This is a genomic window from Streptomyces sp. NPDC043176, assembly GCF_056436715.1.
The window spans coordinates 125,725-143,451 of the sequence record NZ_JBWKCA010000018.1; the positions used below are offsets into that span (position 1 = coordinate 125,725).

Below are 17,727 nucleotides of genomic sequence, written 5' to 3' on the forward strand. Positions count from 1 at the left end.
CTCGTCATGCGCCGGCCGACTCCTTCGCGGCGGCCGACGGGACGGCCTCGGCCGACGGGACGGCCTTGGCTGACGGGGCGGCCTCGGCCGACGAGGCGCCGGAGGCGATGCCGAAGCCCGGCTCCGGGACCGTCTCGGGTGCGAGCAGCACCGAGGAGCGGCCGTCGACGCCGACCGGCACGTCGCCGTCGATGGTGACCCGGCGCAGCTTGCGGTCGTGGTCGTCGGAGTCGTCCACGCCGTAGTGCTGGGTGGCGCGGTTGTCCCAGATGGCCACGTCGCCGACCTGCCACTGCCAGCGCACGGTGTTCTCCGGGCGCTCGACGTGCGCCTGGAAGAGCGAGAGCAGTGCGCGGGAGTCGGCTCCGGTCAGGCCGCTGATGCGCTGCACGAAGTTGCCGAGCAGCAGCGTGCGTTCACCGGTCTCCGGGTGGACGCGCACCACGGGGTGCTCGGTGAGGTACTTCGTCGACGCGAAGACCTTGCGGAACTGCTCCAGCTGCTCCGGCAGGACACCGGGACGCAGGGCCGCGTAGTCGTAGTCGTTGGAGTGCACGGCGCGGAGGCTGTCGGCGAGGGCCCGCAGCGGCTCGGGGAGCTTCTCGTACGCCGTCGCCGTGTTGGCCCACAGGGTGTTGCCGCCGTAGGGCGGGATGACGACCGCGCGCAGGATCGAGAAGGCGGGGTAGGCGGGGACGAAGGTCACGTCGGTGTGCCACTGGTTGGCGCGGCCGCCGTAGTCCGAATCGATCGGGAAGGAGTAACGTCCGTCGGCCGAGGGGACGGTGGGGTGCGCGACGGGCGTGCCGAGGAGCCGGCCGAAGGCCTCGTGGTCCTCCTCGTCCAGGTGGTCCTGGCCGCGGAAGAAGACCACCTTGTGGGCGAGGAGGGCGGCACGGATCTCGGCGACGGTCTCGGCGGGCAGGTCGCCGCCGAGGCGGACGCCGGAGATGACGGCGCCGAGGCGGCCGCCGACCTTCTGAACGGTGATCGTGGTGGTGGCGGTGGACATGGCGGGTCCTTTCGGAGGGCGGGGCCGCTCCGGAATTAATTCCGGAGCGGAAGTAATCAGCTGACGGGACGTCGCGTTCGAAGCACGGATGCAGGAACGCCATGAGAGGTGCGAGGCCCGCGAGCGGGAGTGGGGATCACGAGCGGGACTGGCGCCCTGTACGCGAGCGGGACTGGCGCCCCGTACACGAGCGGGGCTGGTACCCCGTAGGTGAGCGGGATCGGCACCCCGTACGCGGGCGGGACTGGTGCCCACGAGCGGGACGAGCGCCAGGTGTGGTCCGGGAGTGCGACGGGTGCGTGCCGGGTGGCGGAGGGGTGTGCCCCGTCAGGTGGCGAACGCGGGATCGCGGGCGGTGAACCGACCACGCGAGGAGGTCGCGAGGATCAGGCGCCGTGGAGGGCGGGACAGGAGGAGGTCGCGAACATGTCCCGGAGCCTCGCAGTGGCCGCCGCCGCACGTCAAGCGACCGCCCGCTCCCCGAACGGCCCTCCCCGGTGGTTGAATCGGCGCCTGCCCCGGGGCCCCGCGCCCCACCCTCGTACCGCTCCGGACCGCTTCCGACCTGGGGCGATCCCGCGCCCGAGCGAGGTCGCAGCCCTCCCGGAAGCCCGGACGGGGGCCGCGCCACATTCGGCCCCGGGAATTCACACCGCCGCAACAGTGATCACCGCCGCACAGTGATCAGAGTGTCCATCAGGAAAGCGACGAGAGAGGCCCCCATGACCACCACCCCGCACGGCCCCCGGATGGCCGGTGACGGACGGCGCGAGGCGAACGCCGCCAGCGTGCTGCGGACCGTCCTCGACCACGGACCGGTCGCCCGCGGCGCCGTCGCGCGGCTCTCCGGCCTCAGTCCGGCCGCCGTCTCCCGGCAGGCCACCGACCTCGCCCGCCTCGGCCTCCTGCGCGAACTGCCCGAACTCGCCGGCGGCGGGGGAGTGGGCCGGCCCCGGATGCCCGTCGACCTGCACGTCGGGCCCTCCGGCGGCCCCGTGGCGGGTGGTGTCCACCTCGGTGTCCCCGCCTCGACGTTCGCCCTCGTCGACCTGCGGGGCCAGGTCCTGGCCCGCCGTACCTTTCCCCATGGCGGCGTCGCGCCGGACGTCCTGCCGTCGACCGTCGCCCGCGAACTGCGCGGTTTCCTCGACGAACACACGCGGGGGCGGCCGCTGTTCGGCGTCGGTGCCGCGGTCGGCGGGTGGGTCGACCCCGCCGAAGGCGTGGTGGTGCGGCATGACGCCTTCGGCTGGCGCCGTCGGCCGCTCGCCGCCGAACTCGCCCGCGGCCTGGGCGGGCGTACGGTGCGCGTCGACAACCACGCCCGCTCCATCGCGCAGTCGGAGATCCTCTTCGGGCGGCCCGCCGCCCGTCGCAGCCTGGTGCATCTCTTCGTCGGCAACGTCGTCGACGCGGCCGTGGGCCTCGCCGGCGTCGTCCACCAGGGACCGGGGGCGGCGGCCGGGGACGTGGCCCACCTGCCCGTCCCGGACTCCACCGCCCTCTGCCCCTGCGGGCGTTCGGGCTGCCTGGAGGCGACCGCCTCGAACGCCGCCGTCGGGCTCACCGCCGTACGCCGCGGCATCGTGCCCGAGCCCGACACCTCCCTGGTCGTGGACGCGGCGGCGGCCGGGGACCGGCGCGCCGACCGGCTGCTGCGCGAACGGGCCCGGGCGGTCGGCCGCGCGGTCGCCCTGCTCCTGGACGTCCTGAACCCCGATCTGGTCGTGGTGACCGAGCAGTCCAGCGTGCTCGAACCGGACTACCTGGAGGAGATCCGGGGCGCCGCGATCGACCTCTCGCACGTCTGCGACGACCCCGAACGCATCGTCAGTCCACATGCCGGACCAGCCACGCTGCCCGTCGCGGCGGGCACGGTTCTGCTGAATCCCCTGTTCAGGAGGCCTTTTGAGACGGTCGGCGAGTGGACGAGTGAAGAGGGTCGTGTCTGATGTCGTCTCAGAATGCGGTCAACCCCGGTTGACCGCCCCGCGAAGCCGCTGTCATATTGCTCCCGTGAATCCGGACATGCGCCTCATCTCCCGCAGGCACGTCGACCTCTGTCGGCAGGCCAGCGCGGTCTGTGCCGTCCGCGTCTGACCCCGGCGGCCCTCCCGGCGCCCGACCCCGGCGCCGGTCGCCGTAGCCGCCCCGACCACCTCACCGCCCCCGCCGCTCCGAACGCGGGCGGTCCGCCGTTCCCCGTCACGCGGCCCCGTCGTGCTCCGCTCGACTCGCCGACGGCCGTGGACGCGCGGCCCGCTCGTCGAGCGCCGTCGTGGTCGAGCGAAGCCGTGCTCGCCTGACGTCCTGACGTCCTGACGTCCTGACGTCCGGACTGAGGTCCTGAGGTCCTGAGGTCCTGAGGGTCCTGACGCGGTGAGGCCATGACGCCGTGACCGCGCACCCCGTATCGCCCACGACGTCGCACACCCTTCCGTTCTTCCGTACGCCCCGGCCTCGCTCCGCGCGACCCGTGGCCGCCCGCCCGCCCTCCCTCCCTTACTTACTTCCTCCCTTCCTTCCGCAGCGGAACGAATCCGTGCGCCCTGCGGCCTTCTCCCTTCACAGGCAGGCATCGATGACCGAGCTGTACTCCTCCACGCCCTCCGCCCTGACCCGGCGCACCACCCTGCGCGCCGCGGGCGGCGGCACCCTGCTGTTCGGCCTCGGCCTCGCCGGCTGCCGCTCGGCGGTCTCCGAGACCGGGGCGCCCGCCGGCAAGGCGGGAGCGGAGCCCCGCCGGGGCGGTACCCTCACCGTCGCCGTCAACACGGACTTCACGCCCAGCCTGCTGTTCGCCCAGAGCGGGCAGTCGCTCCAGCACCGGCTGATCTACAACACCCTCACCCGCTACGACGACCGGTTGCGGCCGCAGCCGGAACTCGCCACCTCCTGGCAGTACGCGGAGGGCGGCCGGTCCGTCACGCTCAAGCTGCGCGAGGGCGTCACCTACCACGACGGACGGCCGTTCACCGCCGACGACGTGATCTTCGCGGTGAAGAACCTCCAGAACCCGCTCAGGGCAGCCCAGCTGAGAGCGACGGCGGCGGCCGTGACCGGTTTCGAGAAGCGCGGCGACCACGAGCTGGTCCTCAAGCTCGCCCACCCGGTGAACAACCTCTTCGACCTCTTCGAATTCATGATCATCACTGACCGGCACAGCGTCGAGGACGCCGTCAGCGGCAAGAGGCTGAACGGCACCGGGCCGTTCCGGCTCACCAAGTGGAGCCCCGGAGCGGGGCTCGGCCTCACCCGCAACGAGACGTACTGGCAGCCCGGCCGTCCCTACCTCGACGCGGTCGAGTTCCGGGTCGTGCCCCAGGCCGACGCGCTGCTCTCCTCTCTCCGCAGCGGGCAGTCCCAGCTGTCCTTCAGCGTCCCCGGCAAGAACCTCGGGGTCGTCAAGTCCACCCCCGGGCTCGCCGTCAGCGAGTACTCCACCGGCGGCGGGGCCTACTACCTCGGCGTCAACACCACCGTCGCGCCGCTGGACGACAAGACCGTCCGGCAGGCCCTCGCCTGGGGCATCGACCGCGAGCGGATCCTCAAGCAGGTCCTCGGCGGCTACGGCCTCGCCTCCGCCACCCCGTGGCCCAAGTCCTCGCCGGCCTTCACCGAAGCGGGCCGCACCCACTACACGTACGACCCCGGCAAGGCCCGCGAGCTGCTCAAGTCCGCCGGGCACACCCGGCTCGACCTGCCGCTGCTCCACGTCAACCTGCCCGGCGAGACCGCGGTCGCCGAAGCCGTCCAGTACGACCTGAAGCAGATCGGCGTCCAGGCCACCCTCCAGCCCACCGACCCGGCCACCGCGCAGAAGCACCTCATCGCCCAGACCATGCCCGGCCTGTGGACCATGGGCCACGGCTTCGCCCAGGTCCAGCCCTCCACCCTCGCCGTCAGCGCCTACCCCTTCAACGAGGCCAAGAACACCTCCAGGTTCCGCTCCGCCGCCTACACGAAGGTCGTCCGGGAGGCCTGGACCGGACCCGCCACGGGAGCCGGCGCCAACACCCTGCGGCAGCGGATCACCGACACCCTGCTCGACGAGGCGTTCATCATCGACCTCGTCATCCGCGGCTCCGTCCAGGTCTCCTCCGTCAAGCTCCGCGGCGTCACGCTCAACAAGTTCTCCTACCTCAACCTCGACGACGCCCATCTGGTGGACTGACGTGCGCCGCTACCTGCTGCGGAGACTTCCCTCCGCCCTCCTCGTCCTCCTCGTCGCCTCCTTCCTCGCCTTCGCCCTCCTCCGCCTCGTCCCGGGCGACCCCGCCGCCGTCCTCGCCGGCCCCGACGCGAGCCCCGCCACCGAGGCCGCCATCCGAGCCCGGCTCGGCCTCGACGAGCCGCTGCCCGCCCAGTACCTGCGATGGATCGGCGGCCTCCTCACCGGAGACCTGGGCCCGTCCTACGCGATCGGCGGCCAGACCGCCGACCTGATCGCCGACGGGCTCGGCGCCACCGTCGAACTGACCCTCGGGGCCCTGCTGTTCGTCGTCGCCCTCGGAGCCGCCTTCGGCATCCTCGGCGCGACCTCCCGCAACCGCTGGATCCTCGGCACCGTACGAGTGCTCACCACCGGAGCCCTCGCCGTCCCGCCCTTCGTCACCGGCGTCCTCCTCGTCCTCGTCTTCGCCGTCCTCCTCGGCGTCCTGCCCCCGGGCGGCCGCGTGCCCCTCCTCACCGCACCCGACCTCGGCGTCCAGTACCTGCTGCTGCCCGCCCTCTGCCTCGCGCTGCCGAGCGCCGCCGTCCTCGGCCGCTACCTCAAGGACGGCATCGAACGGACCCTCGCCGAGGACCACATCCGCACCGCGACGGCCGCCGGCATCGCGCCCCGCCGCCTGCTCTGGCGGCATGCCCTGCCGAACGCCCTCCCGCCCGTCGTCACCCTCCTGGGCATGCAGACCGGTCACCTCCTCGGCGGCGCCGTCCTCGTCGAGGCGATCTTCGCCTGGCCCGGCCTCGGCTGGCTCGCCGAACAGGCCCTGGCCCGCCGCGACTACCCCGTCGTCCAGGACCTCCTGCTGCTCCTCGTCACCGTCTTCGTCCTCGTCCAGCTCGTCACCGACCTCGTCCACGCCTGGCTCGACCCCCGAATCAGGTGGGAGTGACCGCCATGACCACCCTCGCCGCCCGCAAGCAGGCCCCCGCCCGCGAACCGGCCCCCGCCCGCAAGCCACGCCACCCCTACCGGGCGGCCCTCGCCACGGCCCGTGGCCGGACCGGACTCGCCCTCGTCGGGCTCGTCGTCCTCGCCGGGTTCCTCGCCCCGCTCCTCGCCGGCCACGGGCCGACCGACCAGAGCGCCCTCGCGCTCGCCGGACCAGGCACGCCCGGCCATCCGCTCGGCACCGACGACCTCGGCCGCGACCTCCTCGCCCGGCTGCTGTACGGCATCCGCGCGGACCTCGGCATCATCGCCGTCGCCGTACCGCTCGGAGCCGCCCTCGGCTGCCTCCTCGCGCTGGCCGCGGCCACCCACCCGGTCGCCGACACCGTCGTCCAGCGTGCCTTCGACCTGATCCTCGCCTTCCCCGGGCTGATCCTCGCGCTCGCCGTCACCGCGGTCCTCGGACCCGGCCGGCTGCCCGTGATCCTCGTCATCGCGCTCGCCGAGATCCCCGCCTTCGGGCGGCTCCTGCGCACCGGCATCCTCGTCCAGAGCGGCCGGGAGTACGTGACCGCCGCCCGCGTCGGCGGCACCTCCGGACGCCGGATCCTCACCCGCCACATCCTCCCCAACGCCGCCGACCCGCTCGTCGTCCAGATCGCCGTCTCCCTCACCGTCGCCGTCTTCCTGGAAGGCGCCATGAGCTTCCTCGGCGTCGGCGTCCGGCCCCCCGAACCCACCCTGGGCGCCGTCCTCAGCCAGTCGATGCCCTACCTCGCCCAGGCCCCGCACTTCGCCGCCGGACCGCTCGTGACCGTGACCACGCTCGTCCTCGGCCTCTCCCTGACCGCCGAGGCGCTGAACCGGGAGATACGCCGATGACCGCCCCACTCCTCGAAGTACAGGGTCTGGACGTGGAGTTCACCACTCCCGGCGGCGGTACCCTGCACGCCGTCCGGGACGTGTCCTTCATCCTGCGCCGGGGCGAGACCCTCGCCGTCGTCGGCGAGTCCGGCTCCGGGAAGTCCACCACCGCCCTCGCGCTGCTGCACATGCTCCCCGGCACCGGACGGATCACCGGCGGCTCGGTCCGCCTCGACGGCGAGGAGCTGACCACGGCGGGGGAGGAGCGCCTGAGGGCCGTACGCGGCGCCCGCGTCGGCATGGTCTTCCAGGACCCGATGACCGCCCTCAACCCGGTCCTCACCGTGGGCCGCCACCTCGACGAGGTGCTGCGGGCGCACGGCGAGCGGAACGCGAGGACCCGTCGCGCCCGCGCCGTCGAACTGCTCCGGCTCGTCGGCATCCCCGACCCCGAGCGCCGCCTCGACGACCATCCCCACCGGTTCTCCGGCGGCCAGCGGCAGCGCGTCCTGATCGCCATGGCCCTCGCGGGCGAACCCGACGTCCTCCTCGCCGACGAACCCACCACCGCGCTCGACGCCACCGTCCAGGACCAGATCCTCACCCTTCTCGGAGAACTCACCCGCACCACCGGCACCGCGCTCGTCCTCATCACCCACAACATGGGCGTCGTCGCCCGCGCCTGCGACCGCGTCCTCGTCATGTACGGCGGCACGGTCGTCGAGGACGGCCCCACCGCCGACGTCCTCACCCGCCCACGCCACCCCTACACCGCGGGGCTCCTCGCCGCCGTCCCCCGCCTCTCCGCCCCCTCCGGCACCCGCCTCACCGGCATTCCCGGCACCCCGCCCGACCTCGCCCTCCCGCTCACCGGATGCGCCTTCGCCGCCCGCTGCGCCCTCGCCGAGGACCGCTGCCACACCACCGCCCCGCCGCTCGCCGCCGTCACCGACACCGTCCGCGCCGCCTGCCTCCCCGCCGCCGAACGCGGCGAACCGCTGCCCCCGCCCCCGCCGCCCGCGCGGATCGACCGCCCCGCCCCCGGCGCCGTCGTCCTGACCGCCGAAGGGCTCAGCAAGACGTACCGCGGCCGCGGCCGCCGTTCCTTCACCGCCCTCGACGGCGTCTCCCTCACCCTCGCCGCGGGGGAGACCCTCGGCATCGTCGGCGAGTCCGGCTCCGGCAAGTCGACCCTCGCCCGGGTCCTCGCCCACGCCCACCCGTCCGACGGCGGCCGGATCCTCCTCGACGGCGAGGACGTCACCCGCCCCGGCCGCAAGGAGCTGCACGCCGTACGCCGCCGCGTCCAGATGGTCTTCCAGGACCCGTACGCCTCCCTCAACCCCCGCATGACCGTGGGGGAGATCGTCGCCGAACCGCTGCGCGCCTTCGGCGTCGGCACACCCTCCGAGCGCGCCGAACGGGTCGCGGAGCTGCTGCGCCTCGTCGGCCTCGACCCGGCCGCCGCCGACCGCCACCCCCGTGCCTTCTCCGGCGGCCAGCGCCAGCGCGTCGGCATCGCGCGCGCCCTCGCCCCCGGACCGGACGTCCTCATCTGCGACGAACCCGTCTCCGCGCTCGACGTCTCCGTCCAGGCGCAGATCGTCGGCCTGCTCACCGACCTCCAGCGTGACCTGGGCCTCGCCCTCGTCTTCATCGCCCACGACCTGGCCGTCGTCCGTCAGGTCAGCCACCGCATCGCCGTCATGCACGAGGGCCGTGTCGTGGAGACCGGCGACGCCGACGACCTCTGCGAACACCCCCGCGACCCCTACACCCGCGCCCTCCTCGCCGCCGCGCCCGAACCCGTACCGCTGACGGCCGCACCCGAGGCGGTGTCCGCGTGACCGCCTGCTGCACCCCCGGCCGCGGCTGTACGGGCTCCGCCGGCCCCCCGGCGACACCGGAGCTCCTGCCGCCGCCGGCCGTACGCACCGCACCGGCGCCCCACCCCATGGTGGAGCTGCCGGGCGGCACGTTCCGGATGGGCGACGCCTTCGACGAGGGATACCGCGCCGACCGGGAGGGACCGGTGCGGGAGGTGACCGTCGCCCCCTTCGCGATCGACGCCACCGCCGTCACCAACGCCCGCTTCGCGCGGTTCGTGACGGCCACCGGGTACCGCACCGACGCGGAACGCCTCGGCTCCTCCTTCGTCTTCCACCTCCTGCTCCACCCTGCCGCCGAACGCCACGTCCTCGGCCGGGTCCCGCGGGCGCCGTGGTGGCTGGGTGTCACCGGTGCCTCCTGGCACGCGCCCGAAGGCCCCGGGTCCGACCTCGAAGAACGCGCCGACCACCCTGTCGTGCACGTCTCGCACGACGACGCCCTCGCCTACTGCGCCTGGGCGGGCGACCGGCTGCCGACCGAGGCCGAATGGGAGTACGCGGCCCGCGGAGGCCTCGACGGAGCGCGCTACCCGTGGGGCGACGACCTCACCCCCGGCGGCCGCGAGAGGTGCAACATCTGGACCGGCGACTTCCCGCACCGCTCCGACCGGCCCGGAGGCCGTACCGGAACCGTCCCCGTCACCGCGTACCCGCCCAACGGCCACGGTCTGCACAACACCTCGGGCAACGTCTGGGAGTGGTGCGCGGACGCCTTCGGCCCGGGAGAGCGCGTCATCCGCGGCGGCTCGTACCTGTGCCACGCCTCCTACTGCAACCGCTACCGGGTCGCCGCCCGTTCCCACAACACGCCCGACTCCTCGACCGGCCACGGCGGCTTCCGCACCGCCCGCACGCTCCCCCCGGAAGGACCCGCCTCCCCATGACCACCGGCACCCCGCCCCGCCCCACCGAGCCGGAGAACGCCCGGCGCGAGAACACCCGGCCCGAGAACGTCGGGGCCGAGAGCACCCGGCCCGAGAGCACCCGGCCCGTGGACACGCGACGCGACCCCTACGAGGGCTTCCCCGGCCGGATCGGTCGCACCTTCGCCGACTCCGAGCCCGCCTGGCCCACCCGTACCACCCCGCCGGCCAAGGCCCCCAACATCGTCGTGGTCCTCGTCGACGACATGGGGTTCAGCGACATCGGCCCCTTCGGTTCCGAGATCCCCACACCGGTCCTCGACGGCCTGGCCGACGCGGGCGTGCGGCTCACCAACTACCACACCATGCCGCTCTGCTCGCCGGCCCGCGCTGCCCTGCTCACCGGCCTCAACCCGCACCGCGTCGGCTACGCCATGGTCGCCAACGCCGATCCGGGGTTCCCCGGCTACGGCATGGAGATCGCCGACGACATCCCCACCCTCGCCGAACTCCTCCACGACGCCGGCTACGCCACCTACGCCGTCGGCAAATGGCACCTCGTCCGCGACTCCGCCTCCCACGCGGCCGACCACCGGGGCAACTGGCCGCTCCAGAAGGGCTTCGACCGCTACTACGGCGTCCTGGAAGGCCTGACCAGCCTCTTCCACCCGCACCAGCTCGTCCGGGACAACAGCCCGCTCGACGTCGACGATTTCCCCGACGACTACTACTACACCGACGACATCACCGACGAGGCGATCGCCATGGTGAAGTCGCTCCGCGCCCACGACCCGGACAAGCCCTTCTTCCTCTACCTCGCCCACAACGCCGTCCACGGCCCCCTCCAGGCCAAGGCCGAGGACATCGCCCGCCACCGGGGCCGCTACGACGACGGCTGGGACGCCCTGCGCGAGCGGCGGTTCGCCGCCCAGCTCGCCGCCGGACTCTTCCCGCCCGGCACCGAACTGCCCGAGCGCAACAGCGAGGCCGGACTCGACGTCCCCGCCTGGGACTCCCTCACGGACGGACAACAGCGGCTCTACGCCCGCTACATGGAGGTCTACGCGGCCCTCGTCGACAACATCGACCAGAACCTCGGCCGGCTCACCGACACCCTCGCCGCCCTCGGCGAACTCGACAACACCATCATCGTCTTCACCTCCGACAACGGCGGCACCGGCGAGGGCGGCCTCGAAGGCACCCGCTCCTACTTCAGCCGCTTCGTCCACCACCCCCGCCTCCCCGGCGACTGGAACCCCGACGTCGACCGCGACCCCGACCTCATCGGCGGGCCCCGCAGCCTCGTCCACTACCCGCGCGGCTGGGGCATGGCCTCCAACACCCCCTTCCGCCTCTACAAGGGCCACACCTACGCGGGCGGCGTCCGCGTGCCCTTCGTCCTGTCCTGGCCCGACGGAGTAAGGGACGGCCGGCTCGGCACCGGCCTGCGCCCCCAGTACCAGTACGTCACCGACATCGCCCCCACACTCCTCGGACTCGCCGGCCTCACCCGCCCCGGGACCCGCCGGGGCGTCCCCCTCCAGGAACCCGACGGCACCGACTTCGCACCCGTCCTCACCGACCCCGCCCACGCCTCCACCCACCCCGAGCAGTACTGCGAGATGACGGGCAACCGCAGCCACTACCGCGACGGCCACAAGCTCGTCACCCTCCACCGCCCCGGCACGCCGTACGACGACACCGAATGGGCCCTGTACGACATCCGGACCGACCCCACCGAGATCCACGACCTGGCCGCCGAGCGCCCCGAACTCGTCAAGGAGCTGTCGACGGCCTGGGAGGAGGCGGCCTGGCGCAACGGAGTCTTCCCGCTGCCCGACCACAGCGGCGCCCTCGCCCGCCGCGACCCCGCCGAACAGCGCCTCGGCCGCCCCCTCACCCTGCTGCCCGGCACCCCTGAACTGGAGCGCTACCGCTCCTCCCGGCTCGTCTCCCTGCGCTCCTTCGAGATCGCCGTGTCCGTCGACGAGACCGGTGACGGCGTCCTCGTCTCCCACGGCGACCAGGGCGGCGGCTACAGCCTGTACGTCGAGGACGGCCGCCTCGCCTTCGCCTACAACGAGTACGGCACCCTCCACGAGACCGACGCCGGCCCCCTCGCCGCCGGACCCCACGCGATCCTCCTCGCCGCCACCGCCGAGGAAGGGCTGCGCTGGCGGTTCACCGTCACCGTCGACGGCGAACTCCGCGCCGCACCCGACCCCGTCCACCAGCTCATCGGCATGGCCCCCTTCCAGGGCATCAGCGTCGGCATCGACCGCAAGTCCCCCGTCTCCTGGCCCCTCTTCGAACGCCACCGCTCCTTCCGCTTCACCGGTCGCCTCCACTCCGTCACCTACCGCCCCGGCGCCCCGGGGCCCGACGCACCCGAGACGATCGCCGCCGCGCTGAAGGAGGCCGCGGCCTCCTTCGAATGACGAGAGGGGCGCGGGACCTGCCGCCAGGGGGTGTCCTGCCGATCAGGCCAGGCCCCGCGAGCCGGGCCCGGTCGGCAGGACACCCCCAGGGGAAAACCCCAGGCCGAACGGCGCGCCCCCCAGGCACAATGCCCTCATGACGCACGATCTCCCGACCCCCGCGCACGACCACCGGCACCCCGACGTCGCCGAGGCCGTCGCGGGCGAACTCCGCCTCCTGGAACCGGTCGTGCGCGCCTCCCGCACCCTCTCCGCCGCGCTCCTCGCCCCCGACTTCGTCGAGGTCGGCTCCTCCGGCCGCCGCTGGACCCACGCGGAGATGCTCGCGGCCCTCCCCGACATGACCGGCAGCACCGACGGCGACCCGCGCATCGAACCCGGCCCCGTCACCGGCGTCCTCCTCGCCCCCGGCCTCGTCCACCTCACCTACGAGACCCTCCACGACGGCCGCCGTGCCCGACGCAGCTCCCTCTGGCGCCGCGACCCCGGCGCCGCCCCCGACGCGCCCCTGCGCATGTACTACCACCAGGCCACGCCCGTACCCGAGTCCGTGGTCTGAGGGGTGTCCGAAAGGACCGGGACGATGCCCGCCGATCACCTGTCGACCAGAGCCCGCGAGCTGTGGGAAGGCCTGGCCGGCGTACCGGTGTCCTTCCCGTCGGCCGGCGGTGTGCGTGTGGTCGTCTCCCCGGAGTCGGGGCTGTGCCCGCCGCGCTGGACCGGCGTGGTCGTCCTCGACGGCGCGGCGATCGCCACCGCCCCGAGCGAGGACACCGCCGCCGTGGTGCGCGCCGCGCTGAACGGACGGCGGGTGGACGTCGACGCGATCCGTGACGCCCTGCCCGCGACCACGGTCCTCGGCCCCGCCGTCCTGGCGTACCTGCCGGCGGAACGCTTCCGTCCGGCCGCCGACCCGGCGACGGTGGAGCGAATGACCTGCCGCCACGAAGCCCTGCGTGCCCTCGAAAGCCTGGCCGGCCGCGGCGACGCCGACGAAGCCGCCCTCGACGGCATCACCTCGCCCGCCTTCGTGGTCCGCGAACTCGGCGAGGTGGTGGCCGCGGCCGGCTACCAGGCCTGGCCGCACCGGACGGCCCACCTCGGCGTTCTGACCGCACCGGCCGCGCGCGGGCGCGGACTCGCCCGCCGCGCGGCGTCGGCGGCCGTGGCCCACGCGCTTGCCGCCGGCCTCCTGCCCCAGTGGAGGGCCCGTCCGCCGGCATCCCGGCGGGTGGCCGCCGCCCTGGGTTTCGAGGAGCGGGGGGCCCAGCTCTCCGTCGAGATCGTGCCGAAGAACCCCGGCTAGTGCTCTGACCGCACAGGTTCGCCGGGTGGGTGGTCGTGGCGGTCGGATGTGGGTGACGTTCGATCCGATCGCTGGAGGTGCGGTGGCCGAGCCTGTCCGTGTGCGCAGACAGACCGATCAGGAAGGACAGAAGCTGCAGCAGATCGTGCGCCGGGGCAGCACCAGTTCGGTGCGTTACCGGCGTGCGATGATGCTGCTGGCCTCGGCGGGCGGGAACCGGGTGCCGGTGATCGCCCAGCTGGTGCGGGCCGACGAGGACACCGTCCGGGATGTGATCCACCGGTTCAAAGAGATCGGCCTGGCCTGCTTGGACCCTCAGTGGGCGGGAGGCCGTCCCCGCCTGCTCAGCACTGACGACGAGGACTTCGTCGTCCAGACGGCCACCACCCGCCCCGCCAAGCTCGGCCAGCCCTTCACCCGCTGGTCACTGCGCAAACTCGCCGCTGGCCTGGCGCACGCAGGAGTCCGTGGTCATCGGGGAAGTCTCGCGCACCCTGATCGTTTCACGCTCCCGTTTCCCTGTGCAGTCCGCGCGGCGACTCAGCGGCCGTGACGGCAGAGGATCGCGGCGGACCGGCGACGGGACCTCTACAGTGGCCGCTTCCCGGATGGTCCAGCCTTCGTGCTCACCCCGGTTGCGCCTTTCGCCGGGTCGGAAACGTTTCGGCTTCGTCCCTTCGGGCGGAACCCGAGTCCGGGATGCGGACGGGCGGCCACACCTGCTGGCACGATGCGGCAGCGAATGATCCCTTGCTCCGTACTCGCCTGGTTGGCGCGCTAGTAGGGGATTCGCGTGCATGCGGGAGGCAGAATGCCGAATTCCACCCCACCATCCTCCACCCCACCTTCCACCAGCCTGGCCGCCCCAGCGGCCGCTCCGCCGTCACTCCGGCGGTGTCTCGGACGGCGCCTGGTCGCGGTCGCCACGGCGACCGCCCTGCTCCTGCCCGGCCTGTGGCTGATGCCCGGGCTACCGGCGCCGGCCGCGGCCGCCGACCCACCGCCGCTGGCCATGACTGTCACCGTCAGCCTGGACTGGTTCGAGCGCTTCGAGGTCCCGGACGACGGCATCGACGAGGAAGGCGAGTTCTACCCGGAGGTGAAGATCGGGGACAACGCGCTCCAGACGGGCCGGCTCGTCTCCGACGACGCCTTCCACGCCGGCACCATCCCGAACCCGTGGGTCTTCACGCAGCAGGTCACCCTTTCCGGCGACCGGACCACGTTCCCCGTCGGCGTCCAGATCAAGGACGAGGACGGTGGAGCGAACGTCGCGGACGACCGGATGGACATCAGCCCGCAGAACCAGGACATCGACCTCAACCTCACGTACAACGCCCTCAACGACACCTGGACCGGGGACTCGCTCGCGTACGGGTTCATCCCCCCGGACCCGCCGTGTGACGACCGCGACGGGAACCCGCAGGGCCAGGTGTGCGCCGTCGGTGAAGGCGACCCGAATTTCCCCAACGCCGGCGACGGCAAGCGGGCCGCGGTCGGCGTGACCATCACCACCAGCAACCACAGCGACGCCGACCAGGACGGCATCGCCGACCGCTACGAGCGCTTCGGCGTGCGCAACCCCGACGGTTCGATGGCCGTCGACCTGCCGTCCCTCCAGGCAAACCCGCTGCACAAGGACATCTTCGTCGAACTCGACTACTCGGCGGGATCGCAGCCGTCCCACGAGGCGGTCCAGGCGGTCGAGCACGCCTTCGCGGTGGCCCCACTGTCCAACCCGGACGGTGCGGACGGCATCACGCTGCACGTCGACTCCGGAGGCCTGCACGACAGGCAGGCCATGGAGGGCCCGCCCGAAGGCACCTGCACCGACGGACTGGACAACGATGGCTTCAGCGGTGCGGACGGCGCTGATCCGGACTGCAGCGACCGCGAACTCGGCGTCGAGGACTTCAGGGTGGCCACCTGCAGCAACGGCATCGACGACGACACGGACGGCAGGCCCGACGAGCAGGATCCGGACTGCATCGTCGGCGACGACCTGGGGGGCGGCAACCAGATCGCGTTCCCGCTGAACAACTGCGCCGACAGGGACTTCGACACGGAGTACTACAACACGAAGGCGCGCAACATGCAGCTGCTGCGTCGGAAGGTGTTCAACTACGTCCTCTTCACCACTCCGAGCGCCGGGTGCGCCGCAGGCGGTCTGGGCTCTATTGGCGGGACGGACATCATCCTCTACCGCGCCGACGCCGGGGGCCTCATGCACGAGCTCGGCCACAACCTCGGGCTCGGCCACGCGGGCACGGACGCGAGGCCCAACTGCAAGCCGAACTACGTGAGCGTGATGAGCTACTCCATGTCCGAGGGCATCCCGCGCGTGGGCGGTGGGCACGTCGTCGACTTCTCCCCGGCCCGGATCACCCTGTTCGGCCGGCCACCCGGCGACAACCTGCCGGGCCGGTCCCGGGAGGTGCTGCCCGACCTCAAGGAGGACGACCTCCACGAGAGCATCGTGCTCGACCCGCAGGACGGGGTGAACCAGTTCGTCTTCCTGGACGGTGCGGGTGCCGTGCGCACCGTTCCCCTGAACCGGAATCCGGACTGGAACGGCGACAACTGGCCGGGCTTCGGCGACGACGGCGACGCGAAGCAGATCGTCAACATCGACGCGATTACAGGCCAGGCGGACTGCGCCAACATGACCACTGACGAGTTGCTCAAGGGCCACAACGACTGGGCCCGAGTCAAGGAATTCATGCCGAACCGCCTCACCGGCGGAGCGGCGGCGGCGAACGAGGACCCGCCCCTGCCGACCGCTGAGGAGGCGGCTCGGATCCGCGGACTCCGCAACACCACCGACCTCACCCTGGCGCTCACCGACGCACCGGACCCGGTCGCCGCCGGCGAGCGCCTGACCTGGACGGTCGGCGTCACCAACAAGGGACCGAACTCCTCCACGTCCACCCAGATCACGACCGAGCTGCCGGCCGACATCACCGACCCCACCACTACCGGCCCCTGCGTGGTCTCCGGCCGGACGGTCACCTGCAACCTCAGCGAGGTGCCGCAGGGAACCCACCGGGAATACAAGATCAGCGCCCAGGTCCCGGCCGACCTGGTCTACCGCAACGGCGGTCCGAAGACGATCACGGCCACCTCCACCGTGGCCAACCTCGCCGGCCCGGACGCGCAGCCGGCCGACAACACCACTACCTCCGACACCAGGGTGATCGCGAAGGCGGACGTACGGATCACCGATGCCCGGGCCACCGGCCCCCTGGAGGTTCTCATCGGCGAGCCCGCCACCGCCTCGCTGGAAGTCACCGTCGCCAACGCCGGCCCGTCCAGCCCGATCGACACCCTGCTGACCACCACGGCCCCCGCGGACGCCGGCGTCACCGTCACCCCCGCGACGCAGACTGCACAGCAGACGGCGCTGCGCGTGGGCACGCCGCAGAAGGCCACGTACGCGGTGCAGCTCGCGTGCACCTCGCCGGGCCTGAAGCAGGTACGCCTGGACTCCCGCCTGGCGCTCAAGAACGCGGAGGACGTCGACCCGGACCCGAGCAACAACACCGCCTCCACCTCGTTCCGGATCGACTGCGTGGTGCCGATCGCGGTCAACGTCCGGCCGGGCGGCTTCCCGAACCCCGTCAACCTCAACACCGACGCCACCCTGGCCGCGCTGACCACCCGGGTCGGCGAGTACGGCCTGCCACTGGCCTTCAACGCGACGGCGATCGACGTGTCCCAGACGTACTGGGGCCTGCGGGAGCGGCTGTTCAACACCGCCACCCCCGCAGGCGCCCGGGAGGTCCACGGCAGGGGCCACCCCGGTGACTCCTACGAGCTGGACGAGCGCACCCGCGACGGCGACACCGACAACGTCATGCACTTCAAGCCCAGTGAATCGGGACTGACCCTTGCCTCCACCCGGGCCTGCCTGAAGGGCAAATACCGGGCCGCGGGCGGCCAGGTGTACACGTTCCTGGGCTGCGACTCCGTGAGGGTGGTGAACTGACGCCCGACGCGGAGACCTGAACGTGCCGCAGGGCCCCACCTCCGGGTGGGGCCCTGCGGCGGTCGGCGACGGGCACGGCCCTGCGGCGGCCGTCCGGCGCCCTGGTATCCGCCATCGGAGACCGTCACCCCGGCCCGGGTCGCCGGCCAGGCCTTGAACGCGTTCTGCTTGAACCGTGCCGACAGCAGCCGTTCGACCGGGCGGCTCACGGGTGTGCCCGGCAAGGGCAGCTCCGTGTGCGTGGCGGGCCG

The 17,727-nt window shown here is 72.8% G+C and carries 12 protein-coding genes and 1 pseudogene; 12 read left to right on the forward strand and 1 reads right to left on the reverse strand.

What is annotated here, in order from left to right; translation table 11 throughout:
• Window positions 1–4: 4 nt before the first annotated feature.
• Entirely contained in the window at window positions 5–1,012 is a 1,008-nt protein-coding gene (locus AC067A_RS26795) for a TauD/TfdA dioxygenase family protein (RefSeq protein ID WP_479245040.1), read from the reverse strand.
• A 722-nt stretch (window positions 1,013–1,734) separates the two neighbouring features.
• Between AC067A_RS26795 and AC067A_RS26800 the strand changes: the two genes are divergently transcribed.
• The 12 genes and pseudogenes from AC067A_RS26800 (at window position 1,735) to AC067A_RS26855 (ending at window position 17,476) form a co-directional block, all read left to right on the forward strand.
• Entirely contained in the window at window positions 1,735–2,964 is a 1,230-nt protein-coding gene (locus AC067A_RS26800) for an ROK family protein (protein ID WP_479245041.1), read from the forward strand.
• 76 nt (window positions 2,965–3,040) lie between these two features.
• On the forward strand, window positions 3,041–3,112 hold the full coding sequence (locus AC067A_RS26805) for a putative leader peptide (RefSeq protein ID WP_329625827.1): 72 nt from the start codon (window positions 3,041–3,043) through the stop codon (window positions 3,110–3,112).
• Window positions 3,113–3,593: 481 nt separating this feature from the next.
• Entirely contained in the window at window positions 3,594–5,186 is a 1,593-nt protein-coding gene (locus AC067A_RS26810) for an ABC transporter substrate-binding protein (RefSeq protein WP_479245042.1), read from the forward strand.
• Window position 5,187: 1 nt separating this feature from the next.
• Complete coding sequence (locus tag AC067A_RS26815) at window positions 5,188–6,132, forward strand: ABC transporter permease (RefSeq protein WP_479245043.1); 945 nt, start codon at window positions 5,188–5,190, stop codon at window positions 6,130–6,132.
• On the forward strand, window positions 6,129–7,013 hold the full coding sequence (locus AC067A_RS26820) for an ABC transporter permease (protein WP_479245044.1): 885 nt from the start codon (window positions 6,129–6,131) through the stop codon (window positions 7,011–7,013). The genes AC067A_RS26815 and AC067A_RS26820 overlap by 4 nt, the downstream gene beginning before the upstream one ends.
• Window positions 7,010–8,842, forward strand: a complete 1,833-nt coding sequence (locus tag AC067A_RS26825) for an ABC transporter ATP-binding protein (RefSeq protein WP_479245045.1) — start codon at window positions 7,010–7,012, stop codon at window positions 8,840–8,842. Before AC067A_RS26820 ends, AC067A_RS26825 begins: the two co-directional genes overlap by 4 nt.
• Window positions 8,839–9,768 carry a formylglycine-generating enzyme family protein gene (locus AC067A_RS26830; protein ID WP_479245046.1) on the forward strand — a complete coding sequence of 310 codons (930 nt, stop codon included), beginning with the start codon at window positions 8,839–8,841 and terminating at the stop codon, window positions 9,766–9,768. Before AC067A_RS26825 ends, AC067A_RS26830 begins: the two co-directional genes overlap by 4 nt.
• On the forward strand, window positions 9,765–12,185 hold the full coding sequence (locus AC067A_RS26835) for an arylsulfatase (protein WP_479245047.1): 2,421 nt from the start codon (window positions 9,765–9,767) through the stop codon (window positions 12,183–12,185). Before AC067A_RS26830 ends, AC067A_RS26835 begins: the two co-directional genes overlap by 4 nt.
• 136 nt (window positions 12,186–12,321) lie before the next feature.
• Window positions 12,322–12,744 carry a nuclear transport factor 2 family protein gene (locus AC067A_RS26840; RefSeq protein ID WP_479245048.1) on the forward strand — a complete coding sequence of 141 codons (423 nt, stop codon included), beginning with the start codon at window positions 12,322–12,324 and terminating at the stop codon, window positions 12,742–12,744.
• A 24-nt stretch (window positions 12,745–12,768) separates the two neighbouring features.
• On the forward strand, window positions 12,769–13,491 hold the full coding sequence (locus AC067A_RS26845; RefSeq protein WP_479245049.1) for a GNAT family N-acetyltransferase: 723 nt from the start codon (window positions 12,769–12,771) through the stop codon (window positions 13,489–13,491).
• Window positions 13,492–13,573: 82 nt separating this feature from the next.
• Window positions 13,574–13,942, forward strand: a pseudogene (locus tag AC067A_RS26850) (helix-turn-helix domain-containing protein); the annotation flags it as partial.
• A gap of 561 nt (window positions 13,943–14,503) precedes the next feature.
• Entirely contained in the window at window positions 14,504–17,476 is a 2,973-nt protein-coding gene (locus tag AC067A_RS26855; protein WP_479245050.1) for a hypothetical protein, read from the forward strand.
• Window positions 17,477–17,727: the final 251 nt, after the last annotated feature.